The organism is Streptomyces sp. RerS4, assembly GCF_023515955.1.
GTDB lineage: Bacteria > Actinomycetota > Actinomycetes > Streptomycetales > Streptomycetaceae > Streptomyces.
The window spans coordinates 1,922,995-1,941,966 of sequence record NZ_CP097322.1 but is presented as its reverse complement, the minus strand read 5'-3'; the positions used below and the strand labels follow the sequence as shown (position 1 = coordinate 1,941,966).

16 protein-coding genes are annotated in these 18,972 nt (G+C 72.2%); 11 read left to right on the top strand and 5 right to left on the bottom strand.

Features of this window, described 5'->3' with window-relative positions:
• Positions 1-242: 242 nt before the first annotated feature.
• Complete coding sequence (locus tag M4D82_RS08900; protein WP_249765520.1) at positions 243-1,238, top strand: TerC/Alx family metal homeostasis membrane protein; 996 nt, start codon at positions 243-245, stop codon at positions 1,236-1,238.
• Positions 1,239-1,251: 13 nt separating this feature from the next.
• On the opposite strand, the gene M4D82_RS08895 is transcribed toward M4D82_RS08900, so the two are convergent.
• The 3 genes from M4D82_RS08895 to M4D82_RS08885 form a co-directional block, all read right to left on the bottom strand.
• Entirely contained in the window at positions 1,252-2,586 is a 1,335-nt protein-coding gene (locus M4D82_RS08895) for an MFS transporter (RefSeq protein WP_249771611.1), read from the bottom strand.
• Between the two features lie 131 nt (positions 2,587-2,717).
• Positions 2,718-3,374 (bottom strand): MBL fold metallo-hydrolase, encoded by a 657-nt coding sequence (locus tag M4D82_RS08890; protein WP_249765519.1) that lies wholly within the window; start codon positions 3,372-3,374, stop codon positions 2,718-2,720.
• 23 nt (positions 3,375-3,397) lie between these two features.
• Entirely contained in the window at positions 3,398-4,093 is a 696-nt protein-coding gene (locus M4D82_RS08885) for a maleylpyruvate isomerase family mycothiol-dependent enzyme (RefSeq protein ID WP_249765518.1), read from the bottom strand.
• Positions 4,094-4,314: 221 nt separating this feature from the next.
• Here M4D82_RS08885 and uvrA point away from each other — a divergent pair, with 221 nt between their 5' ends.
• Positions 4,315-7,266: an excinuclease ABC subunit UvrA gene (gene uvrA / locus M4D82_RS08880; protein WP_249765517.1), complete on the top strand. Its 2,952-nt coding sequence runs from the start codon at positions 4,315-4,317 to the stop codon at positions 7,264-7,266.
• A 131-nt stretch (positions 7,267-7,397) separates the two neighbouring features.
• Here uvrA and M4D82_RS08875 read toward each other — a convergent pair whose 3' ends face one another.
• Positions 7,398-8,282 carry a carbohydrate kinase family protein gene (locus tag M4D82_RS08875; RefSeq protein ID WP_249765516.1) on the bottom strand — a complete coding sequence of 295 codons (885 nt, stop codon included), beginning with the start codon at positions 8,280-8,282 and terminating at the stop codon, positions 7,398-7,400.
• Positions 8,283-8,381: 99 nt separating this feature from the next.
• Here M4D82_RS08875 and M4D82_RS08870 point away from each other — a divergent pair, with 99 nt between their 5' ends.
• The 3 genes from M4D82_RS08870 (at position 8,382) to gap (ending at position 10,986) form a co-directional block, all read left to right on the top strand.
• Positions 8,382-8,816: a Rieske (2Fe-2S) protein gene (locus tag M4D82_RS08870; RefSeq protein WP_249765515.1), complete on the top strand. Its 435-nt coding sequence runs from the start codon at positions 8,382-8,384 to the stop codon at positions 8,814-8,816.
• Between the two features lie 70 nt (positions 8,817-8,886).
• The gene (locus tag M4D82_RS08865; protein WP_249765514.1) at positions 8,887-9,843 is read left to right on the top strand and encodes a GlxA family transcriptional regulator; all 957 of its coding nucleotides are present in this window, start codon (positions 8,887-8,889) and stop codon (positions 9,841-9,843) included.
• Between the two features lie 120 nt (positions 9,844-9,963).
• Positions 9,964-10,986, top strand: a complete 1,023-nt coding sequence (gene gap, locus M4D82_RS08860; RefSeq protein ID WP_249765513.1) for a type I glyceraldehyde-3-phosphate dehydrogenase — start codon at positions 9,964-9,966, stop codon at positions 10,984-10,986.
• A gap of 24 nt (positions 10,987-11,010) precedes the next feature.
• Here the strand turns inward: gap and M4D82_RS08855 are convergent, their stop codons facing one another.
• Positions 11,011-12,024: a hypothetical protein gene (locus M4D82_RS08855; protein ID WP_249765512.1), complete on the bottom strand. Its 1,014-nt coding sequence runs from the start codon at positions 12,022-12,024 to the stop codon at positions 11,011-11,013.
• A 230-nt stretch (positions 12,025-12,254) separates the two neighbouring features.
• Here M4D82_RS08855 and M4D82_RS08850 point away from each other — a divergent pair, with 230 nt between their 5' ends.
• From M4D82_RS08850 to whiA, 6 genes are all read left to right on the top strand, one after another.
• Positions 12,255-12,854 (top strand): papain-like cysteine protease family protein, encoded by a 600-nt coding sequence (locus M4D82_RS08850; protein ID WP_249765511.1) that lies wholly within the window; start codon positions 12,255-12,257, stop codon positions 12,852-12,854.
• On the top strand, positions 12,851-13,753 hold the full coding sequence (locus tag M4D82_RS08845; protein ID WP_502988892.1) for a hypothetical protein: 903 nt from the start codon (positions 12,851-12,853) through the stop codon (positions 13,751-13,753). The genes M4D82_RS08850 and M4D82_RS08845 overlap by 4 nt, the downstream gene beginning before the upstream one ends.
• A gap of 96 nt (positions 13,754-13,849) precedes the next feature.
• Positions 13,850-15,880, top strand: a complete 2,031-nt coding sequence (uvrC, locus tag M4D82_RS08840; RefSeq protein ID WP_249765510.1) for an excinuclease ABC subunit UvrC — start codon at positions 13,850-13,852, stop codon at positions 15,878-15,880.
• The gene (rapZ, locus tag M4D82_RS08835; protein WP_249765509.1) at positions 15,877-16,836 is read left to right on the top strand and encodes an RNase adapter RapZ; all 960 of its coding nucleotides are present in this window, start codon (positions 15,877-15,879) and stop codon (positions 16,834-16,836) included. The genes uvrC and rapZ overlap by 4 nt, the downstream gene beginning before the upstream one ends.
• Positions 16,833-17,900, top strand: a complete 1,068-nt coding sequence (locus tag M4D82_RS08830; protein ID WP_249765508.1) for a gluconeogenesis factor YvcK family protein — start codon at positions 16,833-16,835, stop codon at positions 17,898-17,900. Before rapZ ends, M4D82_RS08830 begins: the two co-directional genes overlap by 4 nt.
• Entirely contained in the window at positions 17,891-18,886 is a 996-nt protein-coding gene (gene whiA / locus M4D82_RS08825; RefSeq protein WP_030237199.1) for a DNA-binding protein WhiA, read from the top strand. Before M4D82_RS08830 ends, whiA begins: the two co-directional genes overlap by 10 nt.
• The last annotated feature ends 86 nt before the right edge of the window (positions 18,887-18,972 follow it).

The following is an 18,972-nucleotide window of genomic DNA, read 5'->3' as shown; positions in this document are numbered from 1 at the left end:
CGCCTGACCTCCAGCTGACCGGCTCTTGGGCTTCCCTTTACCTTTCGCCTCCTCCGCGGGTACCCTGGGACCTGCGGAGGGGAGTATTCCTGCTTTCCTGCTACGACGTACCCGTCAATACGGACCGACCGCGTCGGTCCCGGGGCGTTGGCCCACGGCCTCCAGGCCGCCCGGGTGGAAGAGACCTCCGGCAGCGATGACGCTGACGATGTGCTGAGCCATCTGCCGGAGGCGTGGAAGTAGTGGACGTTTCGTTGACCCTTTGGGTACTGACCATCGCGGGTCTGTGCCTTCTCATCGGCGCCGATTTCTTCATCGGCCGCAAACCGCACGACGTCTCCATGAAGGAGGCGGGCATCTGGACCGTCGTCTGGATCGTGCTCGCCGCCCTCTTCGGGCTCGGCCTGCTGATCTTCGGCAACGGCCAGGCGTCCCAGGAGTTCTTCGCCGGGTTCATCACCGAGAAGTCCCTGAGCGTGGACAACCTGTTCGTCTTCGTCCTGATCATGGCGAAGTTCTCGGTGCCCTCACACCTCCAGCAGCGCGTGCTGCTCGTGGGCGTGCTGATAGCCCTGGTCCTGCGGGCGATCTTCATCGCGGCCGGCGCCGCGATCATCACCACCTTCTCGTGGGTCTTCTACATCTTCGGCGCGTTCCTGATCTACACCGCGTGGAAGCTGATCCAGGAAGCGCGCAAGGACGAAGAGGACGAGGAGTTCGAGGAGAACCGTCTCCTCAAGTCCATCGAGAAGAAGTTCGGCGTCGCCGACCGCTACCACGGCACCAAGCTCTTCATCCGCGCCAACGGCAAGCGCATCCTCACCCCGCTCATGGTGGTCATGCTCGCCATCGGCACCACCGACGTCCTGTTCGCCCTGGACTCGATCCCCGCGATCTTCGGCCTCACCCAGGACCCGTACATCGTCTTCACCGCCAACGCCTTCGCCCTCATGGGTCTGCGTCAGCTGTACTTCCTCATCGGCGGTCTGCTGAAGAAGCTGGTCCACCTCAGCTACGGCCTGTCCGTCATCCTGGGCTTCATCGGCGTCAAGCTGGTGCTCCACGCCCTGCACGAGTCCGGCGTGCACGTTCCGCAGATCTCCATCCCGGTCTCGCTGGGCGTCATCTGCGGCGTCCTGGTGATCACCACGATCACCAGCCTGATCGCCTCGAAGAAGCAGGCGGAGGCCGAGGCGATCGCCGCCCCGGCCGAGGAGACGCGCAGCGTCGACGCCTGACGACCCCTACGCGCTACGCGGGGGCGGCCGCTTCGGCCGCCCCCGCCTTCGCGTCGGCGTCCGCATCGGTTTCCGTGCCCGTGCCCGTACGGGGCCGCGGGAGCGCCGGATGCGTCTCCGGGAGCAGCGCGAAGCAGGCCAGACTGACCAGCGCGATCACGGTCAGGTACGCCGCCACCCCCCACGGCGGCCCCGAACCGTCGGCCAGGGCCGTCGCCACGATCGGGGTCAACGCCCCGCCCAGCACCCCGCCCAGGTTGTAGCCGACGGCCGCGCCGGTGCAGCGTACGCGCGGGGCGTACAGCTCGGGCAGGTACGAGCCCACCACCGCGAACATCGTCACCATGCCCAGCAGCGCCCCGGTGCAGCCCACGACGATCAGCAAGGGGTCGCCCGTGCGCAGCAGGGCGACGAAGGGGAACATCCACACCGCGCAGAGCGCGCTGCCGGCCAGGCACAGCGGGCGCCGTCCCCAGCGGTCGCCGAGCACCGCGGGCAGCGGGGTCACGAGCCCCTTCAGCAGGACCGCGACCATGACGCAGGCGAGCATCGTGGTGCGGCCGACGCCGAGGTGGGTGGTGGCGTAGGCGAGGGCCCAGGTGGTGACCGCGTAGAAGACGGCGTAGCCGACGGCCATGGCCCCGCCGGTCAGCAGGAGCAGCCGCCAGTGGCCGCGTACGACCTCGGAGAGCGGCGCATCGGCGCGCCGGCCGGTTTCCCGCAGCCGCCGGAACTCCGGTGTCTCCTCGACCGATCGACGCAGCCAGAGCCCGGCCAGCGCCAGCAGACCGGCGACCCAGAAGGGCAGCCGCCAGCCCCAGGCGGTGAACTGCGCGTCGCTCAGCGTTCCGGACAGGGTCAGCATCAGGCCGTTGGCCAGGAGGAAGCCCACCGCCGGGCCCATCTGCGGAAAGCTCGACCACAGGCCGCGCCGGCCCTCGGGGGCGTGTTCGGCGGTCAGCAGCACGGCCCCGCCCCACTCGCCGCCGAGCCCGAGTCCCTGGAGGAAGCGCAGCAGGAGCAACAGGACGGGCGCGGTGACGCCGATCGAGGCGTACGAGGGCACGCAGCCGACGGCCACCGTGGCGAGGCCGGTGAGCAGCAGCGAGCCGAGCAGCACGGGGCGGCGCCCGTAGCGGTCGCCGATGTGGCCGAAGACGACCGAGCCGAGGGGTCGGGCGAGGAAGCCGACGCCGAAGGTGGCGAAGGCGGCGAGGGTGCCGGCGAGCGGGGAGAAGGAGGGGAAGAAGAGCGGCCCGAGGACGAGGGCGGCGGCCGTGCCGTAGACGAAGAAGTCGTAGAACTCGATGGCGGTGCCGGCCAGGGCGGCCGTGGCGAGCCGGAGCATCGGGACGGGGGCAGGGGGAGGGGCGGGGTGCTGTCGCATGGTGCAGCAACTACCCCAACCCGTACCCCCAGGACATGCGTTCGGTCATCATCGACCGGAAGGAGTGCATGGCCCCGCGATGTTGACGGATGTCACCAGCCGCGTTCGCGCCATTCGGCCAGGTGCGGACGCTCGGCGCCGAGGGTGGTGTCGTTGCCGTGGCCCGGGTAGACCCAGGTCTCGTCGGGCAGGCGTGCGAAGAGCTTGCTCTCCACGTCGTCCAGCAGGGAGGTGAAGGCCTGCGCGTCGCCCCCGGTGTTGCCCACGCCGCCCGGGAAGAGGCAGTCGCCGGTGAACACGTGCGGGTGCCCGTGCGGGTCGTCGTAGACGAGCGCGATCGAGCCGGGGGTGTGGCCGACCAGGTGGCGGGCGGTCAGGGAGACCCGTCCGACCTGAATCGTGTCCCCGTCCTCGACGAGGACGTCCGTGGTGACGGGGATGCCCTCGGCGTCGTGGCGGCCGGCGTAGGTGCGCGCGCCGGTCGCATCGACCACTTCGGCGAGCGCGCCCCAGTGGTCGCCGTGCCGGTGGGTGGTGACCACGGACTCGATGCCGTCGTCACCGATCAGGTTGATCAGCGTGTGCGCCTCGGCGGCCGCGTCGATCAGCAGTTGCGCGCCGGTGGCCCGGCAGCGCAGCAGGTAGGCGTTGTTGTTCATCGAACCCACCGCGACCTTGGAAATCATCAGGTCCGCGAGCTCGTGCACGTCGGCGGGACCGCCGACCTTGACCGCTCCGCTGTACGTCATGACTGTGATCCTAGGGTCTGGGGCTAGAGGGCGGGGAGTTCGGGAAGGGCGTGGCCCGTCAGGACGGTGAGGCGGGCGCCCTTCGGGCCGCGGCCCGCGAGCCAGCCGAGCAGCTCGTCGAGGGGGCCTTCGAGCACCACCGGGTCGCCCTCGGTGCCGCCGGTGTGCCAGACCGGTCCGTCCTCGTCCTCCCGGAGGGTCACCGGCGGGACGTCGGGCCGGCCCGACCAGCGGTCGGCGAGGAAGGCGATCTCGCGGAGGGTGAACTCCTTCGGCAGGTCGGACAGCTCGTAGCCGATGTTCAGGTCGACGTGGTGCAGCTCGACCTCGATCAGCCGGCGGAAGGGCACGTTGGCGGCGAGGTCGGTGACGCCGTTGCGCAGCTCGACGGTGCGCGACCAGTCCTGGTCGGGCTCGGTGGTGGCCAGGAAGCGGTTCCCGGAATCACGGAGGTCCGCCAGGTGTTCTTCCAGGGGCCGGCCGGCGTCGCGTGCGATGTCGGCGTCACGGGCGGTGCCGCTCTCGTACATGGGGCGGCCCTCGAAGACGTTCACGAGGGCGTCCGCGTTACGGGCGAGGTGGGCCAGGATGTGGCCCCGGGTCCAGCCGGGGAGGTGTGACTCCTCCGACAGGGCGGCGTTGTCCAGTTTCGCGACCGCGTTCAGCAGTCGGTCCGTGGCTTCACGTACAGATCGCAGGTCGTGCACATGATCAGTCATGGATCCGAGCCTAGGGCCTGTCCGGCCCTGATCCGCCGGGCAGGCCCCGGTGGGGCCCGGCCTCCGCCACACGATCGGGTGAAGCGGTGTCCGGAGTGCCGTAAATCGAATGTGCGTGCTATACGCTCGGAAGGCAGACCCCATCCCATCGCAGAGGCGCCCCCCATACCCTGGACAGTCGGGGCCCGTGCCCCCGCTCTCTCAAGAAAGGTGCGACCGGCGTGACCGACCGTCTCATCGTTCGTGGCGCTCGCGAGCACAATCTGAAGAACGTCTCGCTCGACCTGCCCCGCGACTCCCTCATCGTCTTCACCGGACTCTCCGGCTCGGGCAAGTCCTCCCTGGCCTTCGACACGATCTTCGCCGAGGGCCAGCGCCGCTACGTCGAGTCGCTCTCCTCCTACGCGCGCCAGTTCCTGGGGCAGATGGACAAGCCCGACGTCGACTTCATCGAGGGACTCTCCCCGGCCGTCTCGATCGACCAGAAGTCGACCTCGCGCAACCCCCGCTCCACGGTCGGCACGATCACCGAGGTCTACGACTACCTGCGCCTGCTCTTCGCGCGCATCGGCAAGCCGCACTGCCCCGAGTGCCGCCGCCCCATCTCGCGCCAGTCGCCGCAGGCCATCGTCGACAAGGTGCTCGCACTGCCCGAGGGCAGCCGCTTCCAGGTGCTGTCCCCGCTGGTCCGCGAGCGCAAGGGCGAGTTCGTCGACCTCTTCTCCGACCTCCAGACCAAGGGCTACAGCCGCGCGCGGGTGGACGGCGAGACCATCCAGCTCACCGAGCCGCCCACGCTGAAGAAGCAGGAGAAGCACACGATCGAGGTGGTCGTCGACCGCCTCACCGTCAAGGAGAGCGCCAAGCGCCGGCTCACCGACTCCGTGGAGACCGCGCTCGGGCTGTCCGGCGGCATGGTCATCCTCGACTTCGTCGACCTCGCCGAGGACGACCCCGAGCGCGAGCGGATGTACTCCGAGCACCTGTACTGCCCGTACGACGACCTCTCCTTCGAGGAGCTGGAGCCGCGCTCCTTCTCCTTCAACTCCCCCTTCGGCGCCTGCCCCGAGTGCACCGGCATCGGTACGCGCATGGAGGTGGACCCGGAGCTGATCGTCCCGGACGAGATGAAGACCCTCGACGAGGGCGCGGTCTCGCCGTGGTCGCTCGGCCACACCAAGGACTACTTCCAGCGGCTGGTCGGCGCGCTCGCCGATGAGCTGGGCTTCCGTACGGACATCCCGTGGGCGGGGCTGCCGCAGCGCGCGAAGAAGGCCCTGCTCCACGGGCACAAGACACAGATCGAGGTCCGCTACCGCAACCGGTACGGGCGCGAGCGCGCGTACACCACGGCCTTCGAGGGCGCGGTGCCGTTCGTCAAGAGGCGGCACGCCGAGTCCGAGAGCGACGCCAGCCGCGAGCGCTTCGAGGGCTACATGCGCGAGGTGCCCTGTCCGACCTGTGAGGGCACCCGCCTCAAGCCGATCGTGCTCGCGGTGACGGTGATGGAGAAGTCCATCGCCGAGGTCGCCGCCATGTCGATCAGCGAGTGCGCGGACTTCCTCGGCCGGCTGAAGCTCGACGCCCGCGACAAGAAGATCGCGGAGCGGGTCCTCAAGGAGGTCAACGAGCGGCTGCGCTTCCTCGTGGACGTCGGCCTCGACTACCTCTCGCTCAACCGCGCCGCCGGCACCCTGTCGGGCGGCGAGGCCCAGCGCATCCGCCTGGCCACGCAGATCGGCTCCGGTCTGGTCGGCGTGCTGTACGTGCTCGACGAGCCGTCCATCGGCCTGCACCAGCGCGACAACCACCGCCTCATCGAGACGCTGGTGCGGCTGCGCGACATGGGCAACACCCTGATCGTCGTCGAGCACGACGAGGACACCATCAAGGTGGCCGACTGGGTCGTGGACATCGGCCCCGGCGCGGGCGAGCACGGCGGCAAGGTGGTGCACAGCGGCTCGCTGAAGGAGCTGCTGAAGAACACGGAGTCGATGACCGGGCAGTACCTGTCGGGCAAGAAGTCCATCCCGGTGCCGGACATCCGCCGGCCCGTGAACGGCGGGCGCAAGCTCACCGTCCACGGCGCCAAGGAGAACAACCTGCGGGACATCGACGTGTCCTTCCCGCTGGGCGTGCTCACCGCCGTCACCGGCGTCTCGGGCTCCGGCAAGTCCACGCTGGTCAACGACATCCTCTACACGCACCTGGCCCGCGAGCTGAACGGCGCCCGGTCCGTGCCGGGGCGGCACACGCGGGTGGAGGGCGACGACCTGGTCGACAAGGTGGTCCACGTCGACCAGTCGCCGATCGGGCGGACCCCCCGGTCCAACCCGGCGACGTACACGGGCGTCTTCGACCACGTGCGCAAGCTCTTCGCGGAGACGATGGAGGCGAAGGTCCGCGGGTACCTGCCGGGCCGCTTCTCCTTCAACGTGAAGGGCGGCCGGTGCGAGAACTGCTCCGGCGACGGCACGATCAAGATCGAGATGAACTTCCTGCCGGACGTCTACGTCCCGTGCGAGGTGTGCCACGGCGACCGGTACAACCGGGAGACGCTGGAGGTCCACTACAAGGGCAAGTCCATCGCCGAGGTCCTGAACATGCCGATCGAGGAGGCGCTCGGCTTCTTCGAGGCGGTGCCGACCATCGCGCGGCACCTGCGGACGCTGAACGAGGTGGGGCTCGGGTACGTCCGGCTCGGCCAGTCGGCGCCGACGCTGTCGGGCGGTGAGGCGCAGCGCGTGAAGCTGGCGTCGGAGCTGCAGAAGCGGTCGACGGGGCGGACGGTGTACGTGCTGGACGAGCCGACGACGGGTCTGCACTTCGAGGACATCAGCAAGCTCATCAAGGTGCTGTCGGGGCTGGTCGACAAGGGGAACTCGGTCATCGTCATCGAGCACAACCTGGACGTCATCAAGACGGCCGACTGGGTCGTGGACATGGGCCCGGAGGGCGGTTACGGAGGCGGCCTCGTGGTGGCCGAGGGGACGCCGGAGCAGGTGGCGTCGGTGGGCGCCAGCCACACCGGGAAGTTCCTGCGGGACATTCTCGGGGCGGACCGGGTATCGGACGCGGCCGCCTCGGTCGCGGGTTCCGCCCCGGTGAAGAAGGCGCCTGCGAAGCGGGCCACGGCGAAGAAGGCGGCGGTGGCGCGGGCCCGCAAGGCCTGATCGGTGCCGGCCGGGCGGAACATCAGCCTCGCCGGCGTTGGAGGCGTGGGGTCCGGGGCGGCTGGGTCGTGTCTTGTGGATGAGGGTCGGATAGGCCGCTTCGGGCCCGGCCATGGTCCGCCGGACACTCCCTAGCGGCTGAGCTCCAGCTCGGCCGCGTACGGCGGCTCCGCGCCCGCGCGGGTGCACGTCAGGGCGGCCGCGTGGGCGGCGTACCCCAGCACCTCGGGCCAGGGCGCCGCGTCCGGATCCGACCCGGCGAGCCGGTGCAGCAGCGCCGCGTTGACGGTGTCGCCCGCGCCGATCGTGTCGGCGACGCGGACCCGCCGGCCGGGCACCTCGTACCGCTCCCCGGCCCGGGTCCACACCGCCAAGCCCGCCGCGCCCCGGGTCAACACCACCGCCGAGGGCCCCGCCGCCAGCCACTCGGGGATCCCGCCGCCCAGCCAGGCCGCGTCCTCCTCCGACAGCTTGAGCACCGACACGTACGGCAGCCAGCCGAGGAAACGCTCCCGATACGCCGCCGGGTCCGCGATCAGCGCCGGGCGGATGTTGGGGTCCAGCAGGGTGAGCAGCCCCCGCCGCGACTCCCGGCGCAGCAGGGCCTCGTACGCGCTCGCGCCGGGCTCCAGCACCAGCGAACAGGTTCCCAGCGCGAGGGCCCGTACGCCCGCCGGCAGCGCGGGCGGCAGCGTGAACAGCCGGTCGGCGGTGCCCTCGGTGTAGAAGCGGTACGCCGCCGAGCCGTCCGGGGCCAGCGAGGGCACCGCCAGCGTGGTCGGCTCCGGGCCGCGCCGCACCAACGAGCAGTCCACCCCGGCGGCCCGCAGCCCGGCGAGCAGGCTCTCGCCGAAGCCGTCGGACGAGACCCGGGAGCAGAAGGCCACCTCCGCGCCGAGCCGCCCCAGCGCGAGCGCGGTGTTGTACGGCCCACCGCCGGGCCGGGGCAGCAGCGCGCCCGCCGGCTCCGCCAGGGGCACCAGGTCGATCAGGGCTTCTCCGCCGACGACGATCACGCGGGGAAGGTATCCCATCCGAGCCGCCCGGAGGACCCCCGGTATCGTCGAGCGCGCCCGGCCACCCGGGGCCCGGCCCCCTCGCTCCAGGAGAACCGCATGTCCGCGTCGCAGTCCGCCGCCGCCCGCCGTACCGTCCTCAAGGGCGCCGCCGCGCTCGCGGGGGCCGTCGGCGCCGGAGCGACCCTGGCGGCGTGCTCCACCGAGACGAACAGCGGCGCGGGCAGCCCGGCCGTGCCGACGGAGCCGGTCGAGCTGGGTGCGGTGGCCGATGTCCCCGTCGGCGGGGCGAAGCTGTTCCGCGAGCGCAAGGTCGTCGTCAGCTGCCCGGCGGAGGGCCAGTACAAGGCGTTCAGCGCGCAGTGCACGCACGCCGGATGCGTCCTGGACAAGATCGTCGAGGGGCAGGGCAACTGCCCCTGCCACGGCAGCCGCTTCGACGTCACCACCGGCCAGGTCCTGCGCGGGCCGGCCACCGACCCCCTGCCGGCCGTCCCGGTCAAGGCGGAGAACGGCAAACTGATCGCCGGCTAGGACGCCGCCCCCTGCGTCTTCTCCTCTCGCGACGGCCGGCGTCTCCTTCGGGGGCGCATACGCTCGTTCCGTGCCGCCATCGCCTCTTCACCGTGTCGCCGTCCTCGTGCTGGAGGGGGCCAAGCCGCTCGACGTCGGTATCCCCGCGCAGGTGTTCACGACGCGCGCGAGCATGCCGTACGAGGTTCGGGTGTGCGGGGCGGCGCCGGGGCCGGTGGCCGGCGGGGACGGGTTGTCGTACCACGTGACCCACGGGCTGGAGGCGCTCGCGTGGGCCGAGATCGTCTTCGTCCCCGGCTACCGCTTTCCGGACCGTGACGATCCGCCCCCGGCCGTCCTCGACGCGCTGATCGCCGCCCACGCGCGGGGCGCGCGGCTCGCCGCCATCTCGACCGGCGCGTTCGCGCTCGCCGCCACGGGACTGCTCGACGGCAAGCGCGCCACGACCCACTGGCACTACGCGCGGGCACTGGCGGCGAAACACCCGTCCGTGCGGCTCGACGAGAACGTCTTGTTCGTCGACGAGGGCAGCGTGCTGACGTCCGCCGGCGCCGCCTCCGGCATCGACCTCTGCCTGCACATCCTGCGCGGCGACCTCGGCGTGGCCGCCTCGAACCACGCCGCCCGGCGCCTGGTCGCGGCCCCCTACCGCAGCGGCGGCCAGGCCCAGTACGTGCCGCGCAGCGTGCCCGAGCCGCTCGGCGAGCGGTTCGCCGCCACCCGCGAGTGGGCGCTGCACCGGCTCGGCGAGCCCCTCACCCTCGAAGCGCTCGCCCGGCACGCGGGGGTCTCGCCGCGCACGTTCTCGCGCCGCTTCGCCGAGGACACCGGGTACACGCCGATGCAGTGGGTCATGCGGGCCAGGATCGACGTGGCCCGGGAGCTGCTGGAGCGTTCGGAGCGGAGCGTCGAGCGGATCGCCGGTGATGTCGGCCTCGGCACCGGCTCGAATCTGCGGCTGCACTTCCACCGCATCCTCGGGACCACCCCGACCGAGTACCGGCGCACCTTCACGCGGGGGGAGTAGTCCTCTCGGCCGCCTGGCGGGATCCTTGCGGACCGTGGCGATCTCGCCGCTGTCGCGGGCGGGCGGCGGGCGCGAACCTGAGGGCGAACGCCTGAGGGGCGAACGAAAGGGACATCGCTCATGACTCGCATCGCCATCAACGGCTTCGGCCGCATCGGACGCAACGTGCTGCGCGCGCTCCTCGAACGCGACAACGCCGCCGCCGGCGCCGAGGGCGGCACGCTCGAAGTCGTCGCCGTCAACGACCTCACCGACCCCGCCACCCTCGCGCGGCTGCTCGCCTACGACACCACGGCCGGCCGGCTCGGCCGCCCGGTGAGCGTCGACGGGAACACCCTCGTGGTCGACGGCCGCCGCATCACGGTGCTCGCCGAGCGCGCGCCGGAAGCGCTGCCGTGGGCCGAACTCGGCGTCGACATCGTGCTGGAGGCGACCGGCCGCTTCACCTCGGCCAAGGCCGCCCGCGGCCACCTCACGGCGGGCGCGCGGAAGGTGCTCGTCAGCGCGCCGTCCGACGGCGCCGACGTCACGCTCGCCTACGGGGTCAACACCGACGCCTACGACCCGGCCCGGCACACGATCGTCTCGAACGCCTCGTGCACGACCAACGCGCTCGCCCCGCTGGCCGCCGTACTCGACGACCTCGCCGGCATCGAGCACGGTTTCATGACCACCGTGCACGCCTACACGCAGGAGCAGAACCTGCAGGACGGCCCGCACCGCGACGCCCGGCGCGCCCGCGCCGCCGCCGTCAACATCGTGCCGACGACGACGGGCGCCGCCAAGGCGATCGGTCTCGTGCTCCCGAACCTCGACGGCAAGCTGTCGGGCGACTCGATCCGCGTGCCGGTCCCGGTGGGCTCGATCGTCGAGCTCAACACGACCGTCGCGCGCGACGTGACGCGGGAGGAGGTGCTGGAGGCCTACCGGGCCGCCGCGCGGGGCCCGCTGGCCGGCGTACTGGAGTACTCAGACGACCCGCTCGTCTCCTCCGACATCACCGGCAACCCCGCCTCGTCGATCTTCGACTCGGAGCTCACCCGCGTCGACGGCCGGCACGTCAAGGTGGTCGCCTGGTACGACAACGAGTGGGGCTTCTCCCACCGCGTGATCGACACGCTCACCCTCCTCGCCGCCGGCTGACCGGCTGACCGGCGGGCGGGCGGCCTACTCCCAGTCCCAGGCGATGCCCAGGATGCCGCGGTGGACCGACGGTTCCACCAGGTGGACCGCGCGGTGGCGGCCGCTCGGGGTGAGGTCCGCCAGGTGCGTGCGCGGGGCGCGGGGGCCCGTACGCGCGAAGCGGCGGCAGCGCACCGGCAGGGCGGCCTCGTCGAAGCGGACCTGGAGCATGTACTGCCCGCCCGCGTAGCTGAAGCCGCGCACGTACTCCGAGCTGCGGGCGCCCGTACCGTCCTCGACGCCGTACCCGAAGACGTACGTGTCCCCGCGCCGCAGCCGCGCGTCGAAGAGCAGCTCGGCGACCACCACCCCGGCCTCCGGGTGGTGGCGCACCCGGCCGGTACGGCAGTTCTCGTGGGCCGTCACCGTCACCCGGGCCGCGTCGCAGCCCGGGTCGCCGTGGTGGACGGCGAGGTAGCGGTCGACGCCGTCCCGGTGGGCCCGGACGATCTGCTGCGAGTCACGGGCGCGCATCTCGCCGCCCGCCCCGATGCGGACGCGCTCGTGGTGGCCCACCGTGTGCAGGCCGCCGTCCGCCGGGAGTTCCATCGCGTCGAGCAGTTCCTCCACGGCCGCGCCCACGCTGACCAGGGCCCGGTAGGGCCGGGCGGTCGGGCGGCCCCGCGCGGGAGCGGACGCGGAGGTGCTCAGGAGCCGCAGCAGGGCGCCGTCGGGCAGCTCCAGGATCTCCTCCAGCGCGCGGACGGCCCGCAGCGACTCGGGGTGACGGGGGCGGCGCGCGCCCTGTTGCCAGTAGCTGAGGCTGGTGACGCCGAGCTTGATGCCGCGCGCCGCGAGCCGGTGCTGTACCCGGTGCAGCGGCAGACCACGGGCGGTGAGGGCGGCGCGCAGGGCGAGGTGGAAGGGGCCGCCGCGCAGCAGCCGGCCGAGTTCGGCGGCGTCCGCCGACCGCGCCGCGTCCGCGGTATCCGCCGTCCGCGCCGTCTCAAGGGCGCTCGTCGCGTCGTCCGCGCTCGCCCGGTCGCCGATCGGCCGCATGGCGAACTCCTCTGTGAACGTTCACACGCGCCGGTGTGGGGGGCCGGGTCGGTGTCGGTGGGGGAGCAGGTGGAACGTCGGCAACCGTTCACACCACAGCCCCACCGTTCACACTGCGATGTCACCGCGTATTGAAGCGGGTTGACCTGATCGCGACAACACCCTGATGCTCCTCCACAGCGTCCGGACGCGCTCCTCCACCCCCACATCCCCGCCTCGGGAGGAACGCGATGCGCAACAGAAAGCGGCGGCCGTACCCGGCCGTCCTCCTCACCGCCCTGCTCCTGGCCCTGTCCGCCACGGCCACCGGCACCGCCACCGCAGCCGATGCCGGCGCCGATTCCGCGCTCGCCTCCAAGCGCCTCAACATCACCATGCAGGCACAGCAGAAGACGAACTGGTGCTGGGCCGCCGGCGGAAACACGATCGCCACGTGGTTCGGCCGCGGCTACAGCCAGAACCAGTTCTGCAACGCCGCCTTCAACCGCCAACAGGGCACCGAGTGCCCCAACAACCAGGCCACGCTGGGCAACGTACAGAACGGCCTGCGCTGGGCCGGCATCAACTCCGGCAGCTACGTCAACGGCTGGCTCCAGTACTCGACCGTGCAGACCGAGATCAACGCCAACCGGCCCGTCGAGACCCGCATCCAGTGGTCCAACGGCGGCGGCCACATGCACGTCCTCTACGGCTACGACACCGCCAACAGCTGGGTCTACTGGGGCGACCCGTGGCCCTCCAGCGACCGCTACAACTGGGCCTCCCACGCCTGGTACGTCGACAACAACACCTTCTCCTGGACCCACTCCCTCTACCGGATCGGGGCGTGACCGCCATGAACCCGCGCGCCCGCGCCGCCGCGGTCCTCGCCGCCACCGCCCTGCCCCTCCTCGGCCTGGCCCCGCAGGCCGCCGCGACCCCCGTCCCCCAGCCCGGGGTGGCCACGGCCGAGACCCGGGCGGCGGCCCACGAGGCGGCCGTCGCCCCCGACACCCTGGCCACCCTCTCGCGGTTCTTCGCCCGTGAGGGCAAGGTCTCGCTCACCGCCGCCCAGCCCCGCGTCGAGGGCGAGGCGATCCCCGTGCACCACCTTTCGCCGGAGTTCGTCGCGGGCAAGGCCGGGGCCCCCGTGGCCCGGCTGGAGTTCCTGGCCAGCAAGGCCGTCTCCGCCGACGGGCAGCAGGCGGCCCTGTGGACCGCGCGGACCGAGGCCGGCTGGCAGGTGGTGAACATCGCCACCGGCGACGACGAATTCCGCTACGCGCGGCTCGGCGCCGAGAAACTCCCCGGCGGCACCGTGTTCCGGGAACCGCAGATCGACGCCTGGTACGTCGCCGAGGGCAGCCGGATCGTCCCGCTGGACGAGGACGCCGTACGGGCCGTCGGGGAGGCCGGCACCACCCTGGACGCGTACCGCACCCGCGTCACGCAGGCCTACGGGAACAAGCTCCCGGGCTCGCCCTACGCCCGCTCGGGCAAGGCCGGCGGCTTCGAGGAGGCCGCCGGAGCCGCCGGAGCCGCCGGAGCCGCCGGAGCCGCCGGGGCCGGTGGGGCCGCGCCCCGGCGGCCGCCGCGCCCCGGCGGCCGGGGACGCGGCCGGGGCGCCGTTCGGCCTGCTCGCCTCGGGCGCGGGGGCCCTCACCCTCGGCGCCGCCGGATCGGTGCTCCTGCTGCGCCGCCGACGACGGTCCCCCCTGACCGAGCCCGGGGCCTGAGCCCCGAGGCCTGAGCCGACCCCGCCCCGTATCCCGGCCCCGTATCCCGCCCCGTATCCCGCCCGACGGGATACGGGGCGCTGTCCCCGGGCGCCAGTAGGGTGGTTCGCATGGCCGACCCTTCCAGCTACCGCCCCCAGCCCGGACAGGTCCCCGACTCCCCGGGGGTCTACCGGTTCCGCGACGAGCACCGCCGGGTGATCTACGTCGGGAAGGCCAAGAGCCTGCGCCAGCGCCTGGCCAGCTACTTCCAGGACCTCGCCGGGCTGCACCCCCGTACCGCCACCATGGTCACGACGGCCGCCTCCGTGGAGTGGACGGTCGTCTCCACCGAGGTCGAGGCCCTCCAGCTCGAATACTCCTGGATCAAGGAGTTCGACCCCCGCTTCAACGTCAAGTACCGCGACGACAAGAGCTACCCCTCCCTCGCCGTCACGCTGAACGAGGAGTTCCCCCGGGTCCAGGTCATGCGCGGCCCCAAGAAGAAGGGCGTGCGCTACTTCGGCCCGTACGGCCACGCCTGGGCGATCCGCGAGACCGTCGACCTGATGCTGCGGGTCTTCCCCGTCCGCACCTGCTCCGCCGGGGTGTTCAAGCGCTCCGCGCAGATCGGCCGCCCCTGCCTGCTCGGCTACATCGGCAAGTGCTCGGCGCCCTGCGTCGGCCGGATCAGCCCCGAGGACCACCGCGAACTCGCCGAGGACTTCTGCGACTTCATGGCCGGTCGTACCGGCACGTACCTCTCCCGCCTCGAAGCGCAGATGCACGAGGCCGCCGAGGAGATGGAGTACGAGAAGGCCGCCCGCCTGCGCGACGACATAGGGGCCCTGCGCCGGGCCATGGAGAAGAACGCCGTCGTCCTCGCCGACGCCACCGACGCCGACCTGATCGCCGTCGCCGAGGACGAGCTCGAAGCCGCCGTGCAGATCTTCCACGTACGCGGCGGACGCGTCCGCGGCCAGCGCGGCTGGGTCACCGACAAGGTCGAGGCCGTCGACACCGCCGGACTCGTCGAGCACGCCCTCCAGCAGCTCTACGGGGAGGAGCGGGGCGAGGCCGTCCCCAAGGAGGTGCTGGTCCCGGCCCTGCCCGAGGACGCGCCCGCCCTCGCCGAGTGGCTGGCCGCGCGGCGCGGCTCCCTGGTCAGCCTGCGCATCCCGCAGCGCGGCGACAAGAAGGCGCTGATGGAGACCGTCCACCGCAACGCGCAGCAGTCCCTCGCCCTGCACAAGACCAAGCGCGCCGCCGACCTCACCACCCGCTCCCGGGCCCTGGAGGAGATCGCCGAGGCGCTGGAGCTGGACAGCGCGCCCCTGCGCATCGAGTGCTTCGACATCTCCCACCTCCAGGGCCAGGACGTGGTCGCCTCGATGGTCGTCTTCGAGGACGGGCTGGCCCGCAAGAGCGAGTACCGCCGCTTCCAGATCAAGTCCTTCGAGGGCCAGGACGACGTCCGCTCCATGCACGAGGTGGTCTCGCGTCGCTTCCGCCGCTACCTCCAGGAGAAGCTGCGGACGGGCGAGTGGGAGCAGGAGGCGGTGGTCTCGGGGGAGGTCCCGGCCGGCGACACGCCCGAGGACGACGGCCGCCCGAAGCGTTTCGCGTACCCCCCGCAGCTCGTCGTGGTCGACGGCGGGCAGCCGCAGGTGGCCGCCGCCAAGCGGGCCCTGGAGGAGCTGGGCGTCGACGACGTCGCCGTGTGCGGCCTCGCCAAGCGCCTGGAGGAGGTCTGGCTGCCCGGCGAGGACGACCCCGTCGTGCTGCCCCGGACCAGCGAGGGCCTCTACCTCCTCCAGCGGGTACGTGACGAAGCCCACCGCTTCGCCATCCAATACCAGCGCGGCAAGCGCGCCAAGCGCCTGAGAACAAGCCCGCTGGACGAGGTGCCCGGCCTCGGCGAGAGTCGCAAACAAGCCCTCGTGAAGCACTTCGGTTCGGTGAAGAAGCTCCGACAGGCGACAATCGACCAGATCCGCGAGGTCCCGGGCATAGGCCTCAAGACGGCCGAGGCCGTGGCCGTGGCCCTCGCGCGCGCGACCCCCGCCGCCCCTGCCGTGAACACCGCGACAGGAGAGATCATGGAGGACGAGACACCCGCGCCCGCGGGCACGTCATCGTCCGAACGGGGGACCGAGCAATGACCCAGCACGAGTCCGATCGCAAGACCGAGCACGACCGAGACGGAGCACAGGTGAGTACGGGCACGACACTGGAGCCCGGCGGCGACGCCGAGGCCGCCATCCCCGAGCTGGTGATCATCTCCGGGATGTCCGGGGCCGGCCGCAGTACGGCGGCCAAGTGTCTGGAGGACCTCGGCTGGTTCGTCGTCGACAACCTCCCGCCGGCGCTGATCCCCACCATGGTGGAGCTCGGTGCCCGCTCGCAGGGCAACGTGGCGCGCATCGCCGTCGTCGTCGACGTCCGAGGCCGCCAGTTCTTCGACGCCCTGCGCGAATCCCTCGCCGACCTCGACAGCAAGGGCGTCAACCGGCGCATCGTCTTCCTGGAGTCCTCCGACGACGCGCTCGTGCGCCGCTTCGAGTCGGTCCGCCGCCCGCACCCCCTCCAGGGCGACGGCCGCATCACCGACGGCATCGCCGCCGAGCGCGACCTGCTGCGCGAGCTGCGCGGCGACGCCGACCTGGTCATCGACACCTCCAGCCTCAACGTGCACGAGCTGCGCGCCAAGATGGACGCACAGTTCGCCGGCGACGAGGAGCCCGAGCTGCGGGCCACCGTCATGTCCTTCGGCTACAAGTACGGCCTGCCCGTCGACGCCGACCTCGTCGTCGACTGCCGCTTCATCCCCAACCCGCACTGGGTGCCCGAGCTGCGCCCCTTCACCGGCCTGAACGAGGAGGTGTCGGGCTACGTCTTCAGCCAGCCCGGCGCCAAGGAGTTCCTCGACCGCTACACCGAGCTGCTCCAGCTCATCGCCACCGGCTACCGCCGCGAGGGCAAGCGCTACGTGACCATCGCGGTCGGCTGCACCGGCGGCAAGCACCGCAGCGTGGCCATGTCCGAGAAGCTCGCCGCCCGCCTCGCCTCCGAGGGAGTCGAGACCGTCGTCGTCCACCGGGACATGGGGCGCGAGTGACCGGACGCACCATGCGGCTGCGCCGCCTGCGCCGTCTGACCCCCGGCAGGGGTGAGGACGGCGCGGGCCGCGCCGGTCGCCGCGGCGCCGCCGCCGAGGTGGTCGCGCCCAAGGTCGTCGCCCTCGGCGGCGGCATGGGCCTGTCGGCCTCCCTCACCGCGCTGCGCCGGATCACCGGCGAGCTGACCGCGGTGGTCACCGTCGCCGACGACGGCGGCTCCAGCGGCCGGCTCCGGGAGGAGCTCGGCGTACTGCCGCCCGGCGACCTGCGCAAGGCGCTGGCCGCGCTGTGCGGGGACGACGACTGGGGCCAGACCTGGGCCCGCGTCATCCAGCACCGCTTCCAGTCGGCGGGCGACCTGCACGAGCACGCCGTCGGCAACCTGCTGATCGTCGCCCTGTGGGAACAGCTCGGCGACCCCGTCCAGGCCCTCGACCTGGTCGGAAAGCTCCTCGGCGCGCACGGCCGGGTCCTGCCGATGTCGGCGGTGCCGCTGGAGCTCCAGGCCCTGGTCAAGGGGCACGACCCGGCCCGCCCGGACGAGGTGGACACCGTCCGGGGACAGGCCACCGTGGCGCTCACCCCCGGCGAGGTGCTCTCCGTCCAGGTCGTCCCGAGCGACCCGCCGGCCGTGCCGGAGGCCGTCGCCGCCGTGCTCGACGCCGACTGGGTCGTGCTCGGGCCCGGCTCCTGGTTCTCGTCCGTCATCCCGCACCTGCTGGTGCCGGAACTGCTCGACGCGCTGAGCGTGACGAAGGCCCGCCGGGTCCTCTCGCTGAACCTGGCCCCGCAGCCCGGCGAAACAGAGGGCTTCTCTCCGCAGCGTCATTTGGAGGTTTTGGCCCGACACGCCCCTAAACTCGCCCTGGACGTGGTGCTGGCCGACGAGGCCGCCGTGCCCGACCGTGAGTCCCTCGCCGAAGCCGCGAAACGCTTCGGTGCGGCGGTCGAGCTGGCGCCCGTGGCCAGGCAGGACGGCTCTCCGAAGCACGATCCGGAGCTGCTGGCCGCCGCGTACGACCGTATTTTTCGGATGCATGGAAGGATCGGCCCATGGCGATGACGCCCGCGGTGAAGGATGAGATCTCCCGCCTCCCCGTCACCCGGACCTGCTGCAGGAAGGCGGAGGTCTCGGCGATCCTTCGGTTCGCGGGCGGGCTGCACCTGGTGAGCGGCCGCATCGTCATCGAGGCCGAGCTGGACACGGGGATCGCCGCCCGCCGGCTGCGCAAGGACATCCTGGAGATCTTCGGCCATTCTTCGGACCTCGTCGTGATGGCGCCCGGCGGCCTGCGCCGCGGCAGCCGCTTCGTCGTCCGCGTCGTGGCCGGCGGTGACCAGCTGGCACGCCAGACGGGCCTCGTGGACGGCCGCGGGCGCCCCATCCGGGGACTTCCCCCGCAGGTGGTCTCCGGGGCCACCTGTGACGCCGAGGCGGCCTGGCGCGGTGCCTTCCTGGCCCACGGCTCCCTCACCGAGCCGGGTCGGTCGTCCTCCCTGGAGGTCACCTGCCCCGGCCCCGAGGCAGCCCTGGCCCTGGTGGGCGCCGCCCGCAGGCTCTCCATCGCCGCCAAGGCGCGCGAGGTGCGCGGCGTCGACCGCGTCGTGGTCCGCGACGGCGACGCCATCGGCGCCCTGCTGACCCGCCTCGGCGCCCACGAATCGGTACTGGCCTGGGAGGAGCGGCGGATGCGGCGCGAGGTCCGCGCCACCGCCAACCGCCTCGCCAACTTCGACGACGCCAACCTGCGCCGCTCGGCACGGGCCGCCGTCGCCGCCGGAGCCCGCGTCCAGCGCGCCCTGGAGATCCTCGGCGAGGAGGTCCCCGAGCACCTCGCCGCGGCCGGCCGGCTGCGCATGGAGCACAAGCAGGCCTCCCTGGAGGAGCTGGGCGCGCTCGCCGACCCGCCGCTGACCAAGGACGCCGTCGCCGGCCGCATCCGCCGTCTGCTGGCCATGGCCGACAAGCGGGCCCAGGACCTGGGCATCCCGGGCACGGAGTCCAACCTGGACCTCAGCGAGGAGCTGGCCGACAACATGGCCGGCTGACCGGCACGGTCGCCGACACCCCCCAAGGGGCCGGGGTACGTCCGAAAGGGGCCCGCGCGACCGGCGCGCGGGTCCCTTTCGCGGCA

What these genes read in the sequence shown, in the direction of transcription:
- M4D82_RS08895 (WP_249771611.1), bottom strand. Translation starts at nt 2,586, where the DNA reads ATGCTCCGGCTCGCCACGGCCGCCCTGGCCGGCACCGCCATCGAGTTC.
- uvrC (WP_249765510.1), top strand. Translation starts at nt 13,850, where the DNA reads ATGGCCGACCCTTCCAGCTACCGCCCCCAGCCCGGACAGGTCCCCGAC.
- M4D82_RS08855 (WP_249765512.1), bottom strand. Translation starts at nt 12,024, where the DNA reads ATGCGGCCGATCGGCGACCGGGCGAGCGCGGACGACGCGACGAGCGCC.
- whiA (WP_030237199.1), top strand. Translation starts at nt 17,891, where the DNA reads ATGGCGATGACGCCCGCGGTGAAGGATGAGATCTCCCGCCTCCCCGTC.
- M4D82_RS08890 (WP_249765519.1), bottom strand. Translation starts at nt 3,374, where the DNA reads ATGACGTACAGCGGAGCGGTCAAGGTCGGCGGTCCCGCCGACGTGCAC.
- M4D82_RS08870 (WP_249765515.1), top strand. Translation starts at nt 8,382, where the DNA reads ATGTCCGCGTCGCAGTCCGCCGCCGCCCGCCGTACCGTCCTCAAGGGC.
- M4D82_RS08885 (WP_249765518.1), bottom strand. Translation starts at nt 4,093, where the DNA reads ATGACTGATCATGTGCACGACCTGCGATCTGTACGTGAAGCCACGGAC.
- gap (WP_249765513.1), top strand. Translation starts at nt 9,964, where the DNA reads ATGACTCGCATCGCCATCAACGGCTTCGGCCGCATCGGACGCAACGTG.
- rapZ (WP_249765509.1), top strand. Translation starts at nt 15,877, where the DNA reads ATGACCCAGCACGAGTCCGATCGCAAGACCGAGCACGACCGAGACGGA.
- M4D82_RS08850 (WP_249765511.1), top strand. Translation starts at nt 12,255, where the DNA reads ATGCGCAACAGAAAGCGGCGGCCGTACCCGGCCGTCCTCCTCACCGCC.